General features: G+C 70.6%; 10 protein-coding genes. 2 read left to right on the forward strand and 8 right to left on the reverse strand.

The window, feature by feature from the left end:
* Positions 1-49: 49 nt before the first annotated feature.
* Positions 50-1,957: a Na+/H+ antiporter gene (locus tag ACZ6O0_RS17655; protein WP_465765968.1), complete on the forward strand. Its 1,908-nt coding sequence runs from the start codon at positions 50-52 to the stop codon at positions 1,955-1,957.
* Complete coding sequence (locus ACZ6O0_RS17660) at positions 1,957-2,373, forward strand: HIT family protein (protein WP_465765969.1); 417 nt, start codon at positions 1,957-1,959, stop codon at positions 2,371-2,373. The genes ACZ6O0_RS17655 and ACZ6O0_RS17660 overlap by 1 nt, the downstream gene beginning before the upstream one ends.
* A 608-nt stretch (positions 2,374-2,981) precedes the next feature.
* On the opposite strand, the gene ACZ6O0_RS17665 is transcribed toward ACZ6O0_RS17660, so the two are convergent.
* The 8 genes from ACZ6O0_RS17665 to ACZ6O0_RS17700 form a co-directional block, all read right to left on the reverse strand.
* Complete coding sequence (locus tag ACZ6O0_RS17665) at positions 2,982-3,674, reverse strand: dihydrofolate reductase family protein (protein WP_465765970.1); 693 nt, start codon at positions 3,672-3,674, stop codon at positions 2,982-2,984.
* A gap of 73 nt (positions 3,675-3,747) precedes the next feature.
* Positions 3,748-4,986, reverse strand: a complete 1,239-nt coding sequence (locus ACZ6O0_RS17670; protein WP_465765971.1) for an RNA polymerase sigma factor — start codon at positions 4,984-4,986, stop codon at positions 3,748-3,750.
* Positions 4,976-5,341: a YciI family protein gene (locus ACZ6O0_RS17675; protein WP_465765972.1), complete on the reverse strand. Its 366-nt coding sequence runs from the start codon at positions 5,339-5,341 to the stop codon at positions 4,976-4,978. The genes ACZ6O0_RS17670 and ACZ6O0_RS17675 overlap by 11 nt, the downstream gene beginning before the upstream one ends.
* A 37-nt stretch (positions 5,342-5,378) precedes the next feature.
* The gene (locus ACZ6O0_RS17680; RefSeq protein WP_465765973.1) at positions 5,379-5,957 is read right to left on the reverse strand and encodes a HEAT repeat domain-containing protein; all 579 of its coding nucleotides are present in this window, start codon (positions 5,955-5,957) and stop codon (positions 5,379-5,381) included.
* 54 nt (positions 5,958-6,011) lie between these two features.
* A complete protein-coding gene (gene acnA / locus ACZ6O0_RS17685) occupies positions 6,012-8,786 on the reverse strand; it encodes an aconitate hydratase AcnA (protein ID WP_465765974.1) in 2,775 nt (924 codons plus the stop codon).
* Positions 8,787-8,959: 173 nt separating this feature from the next.
* Positions 8,960-10,069, reverse strand: coding sequence for a Fic family protein (locus ACZ6O0_RS17690; RefSeq protein WP_465765975.1), 1,110 nt, complete (start codon positions 10,067-10,069; stop codon positions 8,960-8,962).
* Between the two features lie 195 nt (positions 10,070-10,264).
* The gene (locus ACZ6O0_RS17695) at positions 10,265-11,197 is read right to left on the reverse strand and encodes an LLM class F420-dependent oxidoreductase (protein ID WP_465765976.1); all 933 of its coding nucleotides are present in this window, start codon (positions 11,195-11,197) and stop codon (positions 10,265-10,267) included.
* A gap of 10 nt (positions 11,198-11,207) precedes the next feature.
* A complete protein-coding gene (locus ACZ6O0_RS17700) occupies positions 11,208-16,469 on the reverse strand; it encodes a hypothetical protein (protein WP_465765977.1) in 5,262 nt (1,753 codons plus the stop codon).
* Positions 16,470-16,503 lie beyond the last annotated feature (34 nt).

The raw sequence follows: 16,503 nt of genomic DNA on the forward strand, positions 1-16,503 counted from the left end.
CGGCGAACCGGCACACCGAAACCCGGCCGACGCTGCGACACTGTGCAGCGTGCATATCGCGATCGAGGTCGTAGCCCTGGTCGCCGTGGTCGCGGCCGGGGCCGCTCTGGCCCGGCGGCTCGGGATCTCGGCTCCCCTGCTGCTGGTGGTCATCGGGATCGCCGCGTCGTACCTGCCGTTCGTCCCCCGGGTCGAACTCGAGCCCGAAGTCGTGCTGGTCGGCTTCCTGCCGCCGCTGCTCTACTCGGCGGCGATCAAGACCAGCCTGGTCGACTTCTCCAAACACCGCCGGTCGATCGGCTTCCTGTCGGTCGGGCTGGTCGTGTTCACCGCCCTCGGCGTCGGCGTCGTCGCCTGGTGGCTGCTCGGCTCGGTCGCCGAGGCCCAGGGCCACGAACCGCTCCCGTTCTGGGCCGCGTTCGCGATCGGCGCTGTCGTCGCGCCGCCCGATGCCGTGGCCGCGACAGCGATCGCCAAGCGGGTCGGACTCCCCCGCCGGATCGTCACGATCCTCGAGGGCGAGAGCCTGGTCAACGACGCCACCGCCCTGGTCTGCCTGCGTACGGCGCTCGCGGCCGCCGTGGTCGCGCCGACTGTGCTGGACGTCGGGCTGGACTTCCTTCGCGCCGCCGGTGGCGGAGTCGCGATCGGTCTGCTCGTCGCCATTGTGCTGGCCAAGATCCGCCGCCGGTTCACCGACCCGGTGCTCGACACCACGCTCAGCCTGACCGCCCCGTTCATCGCCTACATCGCGGCGGAGAACCACTACATCCACGCGTCCGGCGTACTGGCGGTGGTCGTCTGTGGCCTGGTGCTCGGACACAAGGCACCGATCATCCAGTCGGCCAAGTCGCGGATGTCGGAGCGGACCAACTGGCGGACGTTCCAGTTCCTGCTCGAGAACACGGTCTTCCTGCTGATCGGGCTGCAGACCCGGTGGATCCTCGACGACCTGGCGGAGAGCCCGCTGCCGGCCTGGCTGATCGCGGCGTCGACGATCGCGGTGTTCGCGGCCGTCGTACTGCTCCGGCCGATCTGGCTGATCCCGACCACGCTGCTGTCCCGGCGGATCCTCGGCCCGTCCCGGCCGGGGCCGGTGTCGTGGCAGGGCCTGATCGTGGTGTCGTGGGCCGGGATGCGCGGCGTGGTCACGCTGGCCGCGGTCTTCACGCTCCCCGAGAACACGCCGGATCGCGAGGTGCTCGTATTCATCGCGCTGGCCGTGACCGCGGGGACGTTGCTGCTGCAGGGCTCGACGCTGCCCTGGCTGGTACGCCGGTTGCGTCTGCCCGGACCGGATCCGGCGGAGGATGCGCTCCAGGAGGCCGCCGTACTGCAAGGTGCCCATCGTGCGGCGGAGGACAAGCTCCAGGAGATCGTCACGCCGGACGACCCGCCCGAGGTGGTCAACCTGCTCCGGCAGCGCGGCGAGGCGCGGGCGCAGGCCGCGTGGGAGCGGCTCGGGCGGCCGGAGAGCGAGTACGAGACGCCGAGCGAGGCGTATCGCCGGCTGCGGATCGCGATGCTGGAGGCCGAACGCGAGCACATCCTCAAGGTCCGCGATGCCGGACTCGTCGCCGACGAGGTGCTGCAGCGGGCGCAAATCGCCTTGGACATCGAGGAGTCGATCCTGGATCGGGACGAGGACGACGACGTCGGCGGGCGGTCCGAGGACCTGCGGATCAAGATGCTTCCAGGCGGGGCGTGCCAGCACCTCGAGCAGGCTCCGATCGTCGTCGCGCCGAACACGCCCGAAGGTTGTGAGGAGTGCCTGGCCGAGGGCGGAACCTGGGTGCACCTACGGCTGTGCCTCGGGTGTGGGCACGTCGGGTGCTGCGACTCCTCGGTGATGAAGCACGCCAGCAAGCACTACGACGAGACCCAGCACCCGGTCATGCGCAGCTTCGAACCAGGCGAGAATTGGCGCTGGTGCTTCGTAGACGAGAAGCTGGGCTGATGGCGGACTGTCTGTTCTGCTCCATCATCGCTGGTACGACGCCGGCGCAGATCGTGCTCGACACCCCGGAGGTCGTCGGGTTCCTCGACGTACGGCCGGTGTTCAAAGGCCACACGCTGATCGTGCCCCGGGAGCATGTCGCGACGCTGGTCGAGCTCCCGGACGAGCTGATGGTCCCGCTCTTCGGCGCCGCCCGATCCGTGGCGGCGGCCGTCCGCACCGCGTTCGACGCCCAGGGATCATTCGTTGCCGTGAACAACGTGGTCTCGCAGTCCGTCCCGCACGTCCACGTGCACGTGGTTCCACGGACAAAAGGCGACGGCCTCCGAGGCTTCTTCTGGCCCCGAACCAAATACGCCGACGACGCCGAAGCCGCCGAGTACGCCGGCAAACTCCGCGCTGCCCTGTCCGGCTAACAGGTGCAGCCCACGCGTGCTACAGCAGGCACTCCTTCGTCGCGCCTGCTACGCGCGCTCCCACCCACCCGAGAGCGGTGCGTGCTGCCGCCCGCTCCTTCCGCTACCGCGCGAACGTGTCCGGCTACCGCCGGACCTTGCGGGCTACCGCCCGCGCCCTGCGGGGCTTATCGCCCCCACGCCGTGCCGGGGCTGCCGCCCCACGCCGTGTCGGGGCGCCGCCCCGCGCTGTGCGGGCTCCGCCAGCTCCATCCGCTATCGCGCGAACCCTCTGTCTACCGCGCCCACGGGCTTGTCGCCCCGGGGCCGTGCGGGCTGATCCGCCGACCTGCCGGCTTGTCGCGACGTTGTGCGGGGCTCCCATCCCCACCCTGTGCGAGCGGCCGCCGAGACGGCGGCATCACATCCGCCCAGTAGGTCAGCGCGCTCGATCGACCGTTCAGGGGATGCCTGCTAGGTGTGAGTCAGGCCCCGGTCATCACCACCTCCGAAGTTGGCGTTGACCGGGGCCTCCGATGCCTCGGCTGCGGCGGCGTCGGACGACTGGGTCGCCGCTGGGCGGCGGGCCCCGCCGCCGCAGGACGAGGTGATCTGCTGGGCGCGTCAGCTCAGGCGACGCCTGCCTCGCGGCCGCGGTCGTCGAGGACGAGGGGTGCCCGTCCGTTCACCGTGTAGCGGAGATGGGTGACCCCGGGACTGTGGACAACCCTGGTGGGCGTGAGCTCGATCGCTTCCTCGCCGGCCGGTCCCACGCCGTCGAGCAGGCGCATGCCTCCGCCCAGGACGGCCGGGGCGATGTGCAGTTCCAGCTGGTCCAGCAGACCGGCCGCGAGAACCTGGCGCAGCAACGTTCCGCCGCCGGCGATCGCGACGTTCTTACCGTTGGCTGCTGCCCGCGCCTGCTCGATGGCTTCGGCGATCCCGTCCGTGACATACGTGAAGGTCGTTCCACCCTTCCGCACCAGAGGTTCGCGGGCGCGGTGGGTGACCACGAACACCGGCGCACGGAACGGCGGGGTCTCACCCCACGGCACTTCACCGCCGTCAGCCATCCGCCGCCCCATCACGTAGGCGCCGGCGGCGTCGAACGACTCGGCGACGATGTCGGAGTCGGGGTTGCGTTCGCCTCCGGCGAAGCCGAGCCGTTCCCGCCAGGCCATCGCGTCGATCACCCAGCGGGTGACCCGGAAGAACCCCGCCGCCTCCGCCGACTGCATCCATTCACTGTCGTCGCCTTCGTGGCGCGGGCCGGCGTAACAGCCGTCGAGCGACACCGACATCTGAGCCGTGACCTTTGTCATTTCGCTTCACTCCTGTTCCGGCAGCTCCAGATGTGAGCTGCTCACAGGAGGATCGGAGCCAAAGACCGGATTTCTACGTGCCCCTGCAGCGGATTGCACGCTGCAGAAGGAACCGCTGCTCGGGCTTGCTGCCCGCCAGACGTGCGGCCTCCTGGTACTCCGCCGCGGCGGCCGCCCCCTCGCCCGCCTGGTCGAGCAGGTACGCGCGAACAGCCAGCAGCCGATGGTGGCCGGCGAGCGCACCTGATTCCAGTTCCTTCAGCAACGCCAGTCCCGCGTCGGGTCCACGCACCATCGCCAGTGCCACCGCCCGGTTGAGGGTCGTGACGGGGTGGGGTTGCAGGCGTTCGAGGATCCCGTACAGCGCCAGGATCTGCGGCCAGTCGGTTGCGTCGGTCGACGGTGCCTCGTCGTGGATCGCCGCAATCGCCGCCTGCACCTGGTACGGACCGAGCGGGCGAGCGGCCAGCGTGGCGGTGAGGAGTTCGGTGCCCTCGGCAATGGCGGCGCTGTCCCAGGCTGCGCGGTCCTGCTCCGCGAGTGGGATCAGGACACCGTCCGGGCCGGTTCGTGCCGCGCTGCGGGCCTCGGTGAGCAGCATCAACGCCAGGAGGCCCGAGGTTTCGCCGGACTCGGGGAGCCGCGCGTGCAACCGCCGTACCAGAGTCAGGGCTTGCCGGGTCAGGTCGGGCCGTCGCAGATGCGCGCCGGAACTGGCGCTGTAGCCCTCGTTGAACATCAGGTACAGCACGTGCAGGACGACCTGCAGCCGGGACTCCAGTTCGGGCTGCGCGGGTACGGCGAACCGCGCTCCGGCCTCGCGGAGACGCAGCTTGGCCCGGGAGATGCGCTGACCCATCGTCTTCTCGGGCACGAGGAAGGACGCGGCGATCTCACTCGTGGTCAGTCCGGCGACGGCCCGCAGCGTCAGCGCGAGCTGGGACGGGGCGGTCAAGGCCGGATGGCAGCACAGGAACAGCAGCTCGAGCAGGTCGTCGCGGACCTCCTCCGTGTCCGGCGGTGGGGCGACCAGCGCATCACGCGGCGTGGCATCCAGAGCGGCCCGCTCCCGACGCTCCCGGGCACTGTCGGACCGCACGGAATCGATGTAGCGGTTCACCGCGACGGTGGTGAGCCAGCCCCGCGGACGAGCCGGAACACCGGCCTGCGGCCAGCTCTCGCTCGCGGCGATGAGAGCCTCCTGGACCGCGTCCTCGCACCGGGCGAAATCGCCGTACCGCCGCATGAGTGCACCGAGCACCTGGGACGCCAGAGACCTCATCAGCTGCTCGACCGGCTCGTCACGGCTCAACGCTCATCCATCCGCTCGCCATCAGCGGCCAGACCTCCACTCCGCCGCCGTAGCGCAGCCCCGGATAGGACTTCGCGATCTCGCCGGCCCGTTGCTCGTGGTCGACCTCGACGACGAAGTAGGAACCGACGAACTCCTTCGACTCGATGTAGGGACCGTCGGTGACGATCACCTCGCCGGCGACCGACCGCACCGAGCGCGGCCGGGAGATGAGCCCTTCGGCACTGAGCAGCTCTCCGGACTCGCGCAACTCCTCGTTGAAGCCGTCGACCTCGTCGATCAGGGCGGCCAGGTCGTCCGGCGCCAAGCTGTTCCAGATGTCCTCGTTGCCGTAGATCAGCATCAGGTACTTCATTGCGTCTCCTCCTGGAGTGCGTCACGCCGGCGACGGGTCAGCGGAAGCTGCGGTCGAGTCGGGCTTCCAGCCTGTCGAGGGCCTTTTCGGCGGCCGCGCGGACGGTGGCGTCCGGGTCGTCGAGGAGCTCCTGCAGGGCTTCGGCGTGCTCGGCCTCGCCGGCGGCTCCGAGCGCGCGGGCCGCGGTGGCGCGCACTCTGGGGAGCTCGTGCTCGAGATCGGGCAGCAACGCGTCGGCCAGCTGGCCGAGCTCGCGTTGCGCGGTGATCCGGGCGACGTGTTCGCGGACCCGCCAGGCGGGATCCTTCACGGCGACCAGGAGCGCGTCGACCGCGTCGTCACGCCAGACGTACAGGAACACCCGAGCAGCCCAGACCCGGATCCAGTAGTAGTTCACCGGATCGACCGGCGCGGACCAGCCGCCCGGGTTGGGACTCCCCGTGATCGCGACCAGCTTCGGCAGCTCGGCGCCGTACGCCTCCTCCCCCGAGATCTCGCCGGTGAGGAACGCGATGCACCAGTCGATCACGGTGTCCTCGCCGTACTCGGCGCAGGCCGCGCGGACTACCTCGCGCGGCGACTCCCGCTCAGTGGCCATGCCCCAGTAAAACGCCACGCACCGACAGAAAGGGCCGGTCCGCACCGGACCGGCCCTTTCCTGCTGCTTGTGTCAGCCCGCGATGAGCGAGCGGAGCACGTACTGCAGGATGCCGCCGTTGCGGTAGTAGTCGGCCTCGCCGGGGGTGTCGATCCGGACGACCGCGTCGAACTCCTTCACGCCGCCGTCGGGCGAGGTGACCTTGACGTGCACGGTTTGCGGGATCGTGCCCTCGTTGAGCGCGGTCACGCCGGTGATGTCGAACGTCTCCTCGCCGGTCAGGCCGAGCGACTCCGCGTTCTCACCCTCCGGGTACTGCAGGGGCAGCACGCCCATGCCGATCAGGTTCGACCGGTGGATGCGCTCGAAGGACTCGGTGATCACGGCCTTCGCCCCGAGCAGCGCCGTCCCCTTGGCGGCCCAGTCGCGCGACGAACCCGAGCCGTACTCCTTGCCGGCCAGGATCACCAGCGGCGTGCCGGCCTCGGCGTACGACTGCGCGGCCTCGTAGATCGACGTGACCGGCGCGTCGTCCTTGGTGAAGTCGCGGGTGAAGCCGCCCTCGGTGCCCGGCGCGATCTGGTTGCGCAGCCGGATGTTCGCGAACGTGCCGCGGATCATCACCTCGTGGTTGCCGCGGCGCGACCCGTACGAGTTGAAGTCCTTGCGGTCCACGCCGTGGTCGGCCAGGTACTTGCCGGCCGGGCTGTCGGCCTTGATCGAACCGGCCGGGGAGATGTGGTCGGTGGTGACCGAGTCGCCCAGCTTGGCCAGCACCCGGGCGCCGGCGATGTCGGTGACCGGCGACGGGTCCTTCGCCATACCCTCGAAGTACGGAGGCTTGCGCACGTACGTCGACTCGGCGTCCCAGGCGAACGTCTTGCCCTCAGGCGTCGGCAGCGACTGCCAGCGCTCGTCACCGGCAAACACGTCGGCGTAGTCCTTGGTGAACATCTCCTTGCTGATCGAGGAGGCGATCACCTTCTCGACCTCGTCCGCGGCCGGCCAGATGTCCTTCAGGAACACGTCGTTCCCGTCGGTGTCCTGGCCGAGGGCATCGGTCTCGAAATCGAAGTCCATCGTCCCGGCCAGCGCGTAGGCGATCACCAGCGGCGGCGAGGCGAGGTAGTTCATCTTCACGTCCGGGTTGATCCGGCCCTCGAAGTTCCGGTTGCCGGACAGCACCGAGACCACGGCCAGGTCGGCCTCCTGCACACCGGCCGAGACCGCCTCCGGCAGCGGGCCGGAGTTGCCGATGCAGGTGGTGCAGCCGTAGCCGACCAGGTGGAAGCCGAGCTTCTCCAGGTACGGCGTGACGCCGGCCTTGTCGTAGTAGTCGGTGACGACCTTCGACCCGGGCGCGAGCGAGGTCTTCACCCACGGCTTGCTGCTCAGGCCCTTGTCCACAGCGTTCTTCGCGAGCAGCGCGGCGGCGAGCATGACCGACGGGTTCGAGGTGTTGGTGCAGGAGGTGATGCTGGCGATCACGACGTGGCCGTGGTCGAGCTCGGTCTCCGCGCCGTTCAGCGTGATCTTGGTCTTCTTCGCCGGCCGGCCGGGACCGCCGTGCGGGACGTGCGGCTCGTCGTTCACGTTGCCGTGACCGTTCGGAGCGTCGCTGGCCGGGAAGCTCCCGGTCTCCGATGGGTCGACGTCCAGCTCTTCGGTGGCGTAGTCGGCGAGCGCGCCGCGGAAGGCCTCCTTCGACTCGCTCAGCGAGACCCGGTCCTGCGGCCGCTTCGGGCCGGCGATCGACGGGACGACCGTGGACAGGTCAAGCTCGAGGTACTCCGAGAAGCGGGGCTCGACCGACACGTCGTGCCACAGGCCCTGCTCCTTGGCGTACGCCTCGACCAGCGCGACCTCCTGGTCACTGCGGCCGGTCAGCCGCAGATACTCCAGGGTGACGTCGTCGATCGGGAAGATCGCGCAGGTGGAGCCGAACTCCGGGCTCATGTTGCCGATCGTGGCCCGGTTCGCCAGCGGGACCGCCGCGACACCCTCGCCGTAGAACTCGACGAACTTGCCGACCACACCGTGCTTGCGCAGCTGCTGCGTGATGGTGAGCACGACGTCGGTCGCGGTGGCGCCGGCCGGCACCGAGCCGGTCAGCTTGAAGCCGACGACCTTGGGGATCAGCATCGACACGGGCTGGCCGAGCATGGCCGCCTCGGCCTCGATGCCGCCGACGCCCCAGCCGAGCACGCCGAGGCCGTTCACCATCGTGGTGTGGCTGTCGGTGCCCACACAGGTGTCGGGGTAGGCGACGCCGTCGCGCACCATGACCGTACGCGCGAGATGCTCGATGTTCACCTGGTGCACGATGCCGGTGCCCGGCGGGACGACCTTGAAGTCGTCGAACGCGGTCTGGCCCCAGCGGAGGAACTGGTACCGCTCGCCGTTGCGCTGGTACTCGAACTCGACGTTGCGCTCGAACGCGTCCGGCCGGCCGAAGACGTCGGTGATGACGGAGTGGTCGATGACCAGCTCGGCCGGGGCCAGCGGGTTGATCTTGGTCGGGTCGCCGCCGAGCTCCGCGACCGCCTCGCGCATCGTGGCCAGGTCGACGACACACGGCACACCGGTGAAGTCCTGCATGATCACCCGGGCCGGGGTGAACTGGATCTCGGTGTCGGGCGCCGCGTTCGCGTCCCAGTTGCCGAGCTTGGTGATGTGCTCGGCGGTGATGTTCGCGCCGTCCTCGGTGCGCAACAGGTTCTCCAGCAGGACCTTCAGCGAGTACGGCAGCGTGTCCGCACCCTCGATGCCCGCCAACCTGAAGATCTCGTACGACTGTCCGTTGACCTCGAGTGCCCCTTTGGCACCGAAGCTGTCGACGCTCGCCATCAACCTGCTCCTCTGTCCAGTCCTGATCCACTGAGGCCCATCCTGCCGAGCCCACCACCGATCCGCGAGATCAGGCTCCCCTAACCTCGCGCCAAAACTCTCTCGACATCAAGATACACGACATCGAGCCACCACACCGAACAATCGAGAACCTGTGGACAAACCCTTGGCGATCAGCGCGCCGCGGCCGCGATCCGGACTGCGAGGTCGTCCAACTCGTCCAGGAGATCCGCCGCACCCCAGACCCGGTTCCTCGTTCGCGCCGTCAGTGGGCGGATGACCCCGGCCGCGTGCAGGCGTTCGATACCGGCGTACACGCTGCTCGCCGCGCCGCCAACCAGCTCCTCCGCGTCACTCGCTGAGAAGATCGGCGCCGCGATCAGCCCGTCCAGCAAGCGCGCGGCCGCGCTGCCGCGCCGCGCTCCGACTTCGCGCTGCCACCGCGGCGGCAACTCCGCGATCTTCGCCGCGGTCACCCGAGCCTCGCGCGCCGCGATGGCGGAAGCCGTGGTGAACGACTGGACGATCGGTTCGATCCTGCCCTCGCGGTACTCCCCCAGTACGTCGAAGTAGTCGTCGCGACGCGCCACCAGAGCCGAGGCCAACGGAACCACCACCCGACGGGTCGCACCGCGCCGGCGCAGGACGGTGTTGATCAACGCACGACCGATCCGGCCGTTTCCGTCGGTGAACGGATGGATGGACTCGAACTGAGCATGGACGACCGCCGCCTGGACCAGCACGGGGAGATCGGTCCGGTTCGCGAATGCGACCAAGTCAGCCATGTACTCCTCGACCGTCTCGGGAGGCGGCGGGACGTAGACAGCGTTCCGTGGGGAGTAGTCACTGCCACCGATCCAGTTCTGCAGGTCGCGGAAGCGGCCGGCGTACGCGCCTTCCTGCGGATCATCGAGCATCAGCGCGAGGTGGGCCGTCAGGATCATCTGGATCTCGATATCCGCACCGGCGTCGACGGAGCCGATCAGCGCCGCCAGCGCGGCGGTCGACGCTGCCATCGATGTCGCCGACGGATTCGACCTGATGCCGTGGAGCGCCCGGGCGTAGTCGTCCACCGACGCGTCGATGTGCTCGATCTTCGACGAGGCGACCGACTCGGTCCGGAGCAGCAACGTCTCGAGCGCCCCGAGCTCGGCGCCGTGGGAGTGATCGAGCGCCGCGATCTCCAGTACGCACGTCTCCATCGCGACCAGGAGCTCGGGGCCGAGCCGCGCCTGGCGATCCGCGATCAACGGCGGCCGCATCGCGATCACTTCGCTGAGCATGCGATCCGCGGCGATGCCACCGCGGCTGCGCTGCCGCCATGGTCGCGGTTCCGGCACGTGGGCAGGCCATGCCGGCTCAGCGTCTGCGTTCTCGAAGACCAACTTCGTTCCCCAAGTCGGAACAAGGCCGGAGATATTCCGACTTATGCAGTCTAACTCAGACTATCTGCCGTCTCGTTCCGACTTGGTGCTCGCTCAGGAAACCTGTGGGAGGACCTCGGCGGCGATGAGGTCGAGGTGGGCCAGGTCTTGGAGGTCCATGATCTGGACGTACTGGCGTTGGGAGCCGACGGCGGCGAACTGGCCGAGGCGGTCGACGACCTCGGCGGGGGTGCCGGCGATCGCGTTGGCCTTGAGGTCTTCGACGTCGCGGCCGATGGCGGCGGCGCGCTGCTTGACCTGTGCGTCGTCCTTGCCGACCACGACGGTGTGGGCGGTGGACAGGGCCAGGGTCTTCGGGTCGCGGCCGATCTCGTCGCAGGCGGCCTGGACACGCTTGAACAGGGTCTCGGTGAGCTCGACGGAGCGGAAGCCGGCGTTGAACTCACTCGCGTGCTTGGCCGCGAGTGACGGCGTACGCTTCTTGCCCGCGCCGCCGACGATGACCGGCGGGTGCGGCTGCTGGACCGGCTTCGGCAGCGCCGGCGAATCGGTCAGCTGGTAGTGCTTGCCCTGGAAGTTGTACTTCTCCCCCAGCGGCGTGTCCCACAGTCCGGTGATCAGCTCGAGCTGCTCGGTCAGCAGGTCGAACCGGCCGGGCGTGTCCGGGAAGTCCAGGCCGTACGCCTGGTGCTCGGCCTCGAACCATCCCGCGCCGAGCCCGAGCTCCGCGCGGCCGCCGCTCATCTGGTCGACCTGGGCGACGCTGATCGCCAGCACGCCCGGGTTGCGGAAGGTGGCCGAGCTGACCAGCGTGCCGAGCTTGATCCGGCTCGTCTCCCGCGCGAGGCCGGCCAGGGTGATCCAGGCGTCGGTCGGGCCGGGCAGGCCGTCGCTGTCGCCCATCACCATGTAGTGGTCGGACCGGAAGAACGCGTCGAAGCCGTTCTCCTCGGTCTTGCGTGCCACCGCGAGCAGATCGTCGTACGAGGCACCTTGCTGAGGTTCGGTGAAGATCCTGAGAAGCATGGCGCCAACGCTATCTCGCGCTGACGTACAACTTCTCCAGGTACGACGGTTGCCACTGGGGGCCGCGGTTGTACAGGCGGCGTACCAGCCCGTTGACGTCGAGGCGCGGCTCGATCGGGTTGTCCCACCAGTCGGGCACCTGGTCGTACCACCGGTCGATCCGCAACGTCCGTCCGGCCGCGTCGATCCGCGCGAACAGCCAGCCGCCCGGCTCGGTCTGCGCCTCGGTCTGCCACAGATCCCCGAGCAGCCCGCTCAGCTTGTCCGCGGCGAACTCCGGGTCGTCGATCTCCGGCGGCTCGAGATCGAACCGGTACGACGGGGCGCTCGGGTCCAGCACCTGGACCTGGATGGTGAACCCCGACGGTACGACCGCGGTCCGCGCCCGGCACCACGCATGCAACGCCGTCATCGCCTCCGACTCCGTCGGCCGCGGCCTCGGGCGCTCCACCTCCGCCCGCATAGCCTCCTCGATCGACCCCGGCTCCGGCTGAATCCGAGGCCCGTCAGCCCCCACCAGCCCCAACCCCGGAATAGACATCCGAGCCACGACGGCAGCAGCCCGCTCCCTGGCGCTGCGGTCGTGCCCGTTAGCTTCCTCGGCCCCCGCGAGGTCGTGCCCGTTGCCCGTCTCCGCGTGATCCCGCCCGTTGGCCGCCGCCGCATGGTCATACCCGTTGCCGGTGGCCCCGCGGTCGTACCCATTGCCCGTCGGCGCGTCGTCGTACTCGTCGGCCGCCGCCGCGTGGTCGTACCCGTTAGGCGTCTCCGCAGCGGCACCCTCATCCGCGCCGTACTCGTGCCCGTTCGCCGCCCGGTCCGCCGTACGCTCATCCAGGGCGTAGTCGCGCCCGTTCCCCACCGCGCGGTCATCGGCGGCATAGTTCCGCCCATCGCCCGCCGCACGCTCATCTGCGGCGTAGTCGTGCCCGTTCGCCTCCTCGCGCTGACGCGCGGCGTAGTCGTGCCCGTTGGCGCCCGCGGGTCTCCCGGTGTCCGGCCAACCTTCCTGCGGCTCGCCCTGCTCGGTTTCTGCGGCGGACGCGAACTCCGCATCCTCGTCGGCGTAGACGACCGGCACGAACCCCGTCGGCTCGTCATCCTCATCCACGAACGCCGCGTGCCCGGCCTCCTCCGCCGCCGGCACGAACCTGCCGGGCTCGTCCGCATCCGACGCGGACGCGAAGTCGCCGCGCTCATCGGACGCCACGCGCTCGGCGTACTCCGCGTCCTCGGCGTACTCCGCGTACTCGGCGGCGTCGGCGCGTACGGCGTGCTCCTGGGCGTCGGCGTCCGGCGCGTAACTCGGGTCATCCTCATCGACCACGGGCACGAAGCTGGTCGGCTCGTCGTCCTCATCCACGAACCCAGCACGCTCGTCCCCATCCGACGCAAACGGGAACTCTCCGGAACCGGCGTGCGCAGCGGCGTCGGGGTACTGGCCGGCGTCGGCGTAAGCAGCGGCGTCGGCGTACTCGGGGGCGTCGGTGTACTCGGGGGCGTCGGTGGCTGGCGCGCGGCTCGGCTCGTCCACCTCGACCACCGGGACGAAGCCGGTCGGCTCGTCGTCCTCATCCACGAACCCAGCACGCCCGTCCGCGTTTGCCCCGGACACGAACTCAGCTCGCTCGTCCGCATCTGCCCTGGACATGAGCCCGGCACGCTCGTCGGCGTCTACTGCGGCCACGGACCCAGGACGCTCGTCGGCGTCTGGCGCGGACGCGAACCCCGCCTGCTCGTCTGCGGCCGGCACGGACCCGCGGTCCGCGTACTCGGCGGCGTCGGCGTGCACGGCGTCGGACTCGGCGGCGCTGGCCGGGGTGGAGTACTCGCGGGCGTCGCCGGGGCCGACGTACTCGCGGGCATCGCCGGAGGCGGCGAGATCACGGGCGCCGCCGGGAGTCGCGTCCTCGCGTGCCTCGGTGGCGGCGGCGTAGTCGCGGCCGTCGGCGGAGGCGACGTACTCGCGGGCATCGCCGGGGCCGGCGTCGTCACGGACGCTGCCGGGAGTGGCGTCGTCGCGAGGGCCGGTGGGGGCGGCGTAGTCCCGGCCGTCGGCGGAGGCGACATACTCGCGGGCATCGCCGGAGGAGGCCTGGTCACGGGCGCCGCCGGGAGTCGCGTCCTCGCGTGCGTCGAGGTGGGCGCCGTGGTCGCGGCCGTCGGCGGAGGCCGCGTACTCGCGTGTGTCTGCGGGGGCGGCGTACTCGGGGGCGTTGGCGGCCGGTGCTTGGGGTGGGTCGTGCTCGGCCGCGGCTGGGGCGTGGGGTGGATTGGGGTTGGGTGCGGCCGGGATGGGGGTGGACGGGGAGGGGAGGTTGGCTGCGGCGGATTCTGCTTCGTCTAGTTCGCCTAGCCAGGCGGGGTGTTCGGCGTGGGTGGGCTCGGGGTGGAGGTGTGGGTGTTGCTCGGTGGGTGGTTCTGGTTCCGGGTCCGGCCAGGGGGCAGGGTCGGGCTCGGGTTGTGGGCCGGGCTCTGGTTGAGGGGTTGGCTCTGGGTCCGGCCACGGGTGTGGCTCGGGGTCGGGCCATGGCTGGGGTTCGGGGTCTGGGGTTGGCTCGGGTGACGGTTGGGGGTCCGGGCCTGGGATCGGCTCGGGAGTGGGGCGCGGGCCTGGCGTTGGCTCGGGGTGTGGGGTGGGCTGGGGGAATGGGTCGGGGGTCGGGCCGGGCGTGGGTGGAGTGGGCTCTGGGTGGGGCGGGGTGGGCTGTGGCCAGGGGGCTGGGTGTGGCTCGGGCTGGGGCCATGGCTCGGGGTGGGGTTCGGGCTGCGGCCATGGTTGGGGTTGAGGGTGAACTTGAGCTTTAGCCTCTGGGGCACGGCTGGTGGAAAGGTCGTGCTCGGTCTGGGGTGCGGCTGCGGTGAGGGGCTCCGGTGGTGCTGCGGGCGTGTCCTCTGCGGTTGGGGTCGCCGGTGATGCGGGAGCGTGCTCGGCTGCCGCGTCGATGGTGAGGGCGGCCGGTACGGCGGGGATCTCGGCTGTTTGGTCGTCCGAGTCGTCGGTGGTCGGCGCGGCGGGCTCCGCTTGCTGGACCGGGGCGAACGGGGATGGGCCGGTGAAGGAAGACGGCTCTTCTTCCGCGGGGTCGGCGTCGAGGACGGCGGCGATCTCGGCGGTGGGGGCCTCGTCGTCCTCCAGGTCCGCGGCATCCGGTGAAGGGGCGAAAGGTGAGTCGGGCGGCTGTGACGCGGAGGTGGCGTCAGCGGGCTGCGAGTCCACCGGCGGGGTGAACGGGGACGCGGTCGGCTGGGAGTCCGCCGGCGGGGCAACACGTGGGTCGGTTGCGTGGGCGTCGGCGGGTGGGGCGAACGGGGATGCGTTCGGCTGCGGGCCTGCTGCCGGCGCGAAGGGTGAGTCGGTCGGCTGTGATGCGGAGCGGGTGTCCGCGGGGTGCGAGTCCGCCGGCGGGGTGAATGGGGACGCGGTCGGCTGGGAGTCCGCCGGTGGGGCGACGCGTGGGTCGGTTGCGTGGGCGTCGGGGGGTGGGGTGAGAGCGGACGCGGTCGGCTGGGCTTCGGGCGACGGGGCGAACGGGGACGCGCTCGGCTGGGGGCCGGCTGATGGCGCGAACGGTGACTCGTTCGGGTGTGAGGTCGGGTGCGGGGCGGTGGGGTGCGAGCCGGGCTGTGCGGCGGAGCGGGGGTCGGATGGCTGGGGGCCGGGCTGTGAGGTGGAGCGGGGGGCGGCTGGCTGGGGGCCGGGTGGGGGGAAGGGGGAATTGGTGGGGTCTTCTACCCATTCGCCGTTGATCCAGGCGCCGCCTACCCAGTCGCGGGCCGGCTGGTTGGGGGTGGTGTCTTCGGCGAAGGGGTTGTATTCGCCGGTGGCGTCCTGGTCGGACCAGGAGGGTTGTTCGGCGGTTTCCCACTCTTGTTCGTCGGGGGTGGCGGGGTCCGGCTGGTAGGCCGCGGCGGGGGCGTCGGCGAAGAGGCTGGCGTAGAAGTCTTCGCCCTCGTGGACGCCGCCGCCTACTCGGGGCGGCTCGGAGGAGGGGAGGGTGGGGTCGTACGCCGGGCGGGCGGGGAGGCCGGTGCCCGCCGGGCGGCCGGGGAGGTAGGTGCCCGTCGTGCCGTCGGGGAGGTAGGTGCCCGTCGTGCCGTCGGGGAGGTAGGTGCCCGGTGCGGGGCCGCCTTGGGGATAGCCGGCAGCCGACCCGCCCGGTGCGGGGCCGCCCGATGGGTGGGCGGCGGGTGCGTCCTGGGAGGGCGTGGGCTCGGGAGTGTCGTCGTGTTTGCGGCGGCGGAGCCAGCCCTGCTTCTTCGCGGTGACGCCGTACTCGTCGCCGCGGGCGGGGCGGGGTGACTCGTCGCGGGCAGGGCGGAGTGACTCGCCGCGGGCGGCACGGGGCGACTCGCCGCGGGCCTCGCCGTACGGAGCCTGGTCGTACGGAGCCTGGTCGTACGGAGCCTGGTCGTACGGAGCCTGGTCGAACGGAGCCTGGTCGAACGGCGGTATGACCGGGGGCGGGTCGTCGATCGGCTGGCCGGTGAAGGGGCTGATGCCGGGTGGGACGACGAAGGATTCTTCCTCGTCGTCGGTCGGTCGGCCGTCGGGTGTTCCGATCACGACATCCTCAACGACCGAGACCTCGGCTGTGTCAGGGTCGTCGGGGAAGTTTTCCGGGATCGCAAAGTTCCGGGTGAAGTCCTCCCCCGCGACCACCCCGGCCGGCAGGTCCGGTTGGACCGGGGAGCGCCGGTCGATCTTGAAGTGGCTGAAGAACTCGCCCAGCGACTCGAGACTCACTCCTGAGGCCGCTGTGGTCCGGATCAGCTCCACCCCGAACGGCCGCAGCTCGTCCAGGCTGCCGAGGTAGTCGGCCCACTCCGCGACCCACTCGATCATCTCGTCGGCGGTGGCCTCGTCGGAGGTGATCCACTGCCCGATCGGCGCGAACCCGTCCTCGGCCGGCTGCCACGGGTCTCCCGGGTACGACGCGCGCGCCCAGGTCCCGTTGAACGCGCCGTACACGAACCCGAGCTCGCCCGCGGTCGCCCGCCGGCGCACCTCGGGCTGGCCGATCCAGTCCGGCGACCCTGCCAGCAGGTCGGCGCGGGCAGTCTGGCTGTGGTGCGTGTGGAACCCGAACAGCACCGCCCGCCCGTCGCCCAGCCGGACCATCTGCAGCACCGAGCCGGTCTCGTCCTGATGGTGGTACCCGTCGGCGTCGGCGTACCACCGGCGGTCGAAGCCCGTGGCATGGGCGACCGCGGCGAGTGCGGTCCAGCGGGCGCGCAACTCCTCCGGGTCATCCAGGTCAACGAGCGGCATCGGGTCTCCAGCGCATTGGAATCCAGGCCAGAAC

The organism is Kribbella sp. NPDC048837, assembly GCF_055586945.1.

What these genes read in the sequence shown, in the direction of transcription:
- ACZ6O0_RS17690 (WP_465765975.1), bottom strand. Translation starts at nt 10,069, where the DNA reads ATGCTCAGCGAAGTGATCGCGATGCGGCCGCCGTTGATCGCGGATCGC.
- ACZ6O0_RS17675 (WP_465765972.1), bottom strand. Translation starts at nt 5,341, where the DNA reads ATGAAGTACCTGATGCTGATCTACGGCAACGAGGACATCTGGAACAGC.
- ACZ6O0_RS17660 (WP_465765969.1), top strand. Translation starts at nt 1,957, where the DNA reads ATGGCGGACTGTCTGTTCTGCTCCATCATCGCTGGTACGACGCCGGCG.
- ACZ6O0_RS17665 (WP_465765970.1), bottom strand. Translation starts at nt 3,674, where the DNA reads ATGACAAAGGTCACGGCTCAGATGTCGGTGTCGCTCGACGGCTGTTAC.
- ACZ6O0_RS17700 (WP_465765977.1), bottom strand. Translation starts at nt 16,469, where the DNA reads ATGCCGCTCGTTGACCTGGATGACCCGGAGGAGTTGCGCGCCCGCTGG.
- acnA (WP_465765974.1), bottom strand. Translation starts at nt 8,786, where the DNA reads ATGGCGAGCGTCGACAGCTTCGGTGCCAAAGGGGCACTCGAGGTCAAC.
- ACZ6O0_RS17695 (WP_465765976.1), bottom strand. Translation starts at nt 11,197, where the DNA reads ATGCTTCTCAGGATCTTCACCGAACCTCAGCAAGGTGCCTCGTACGAC.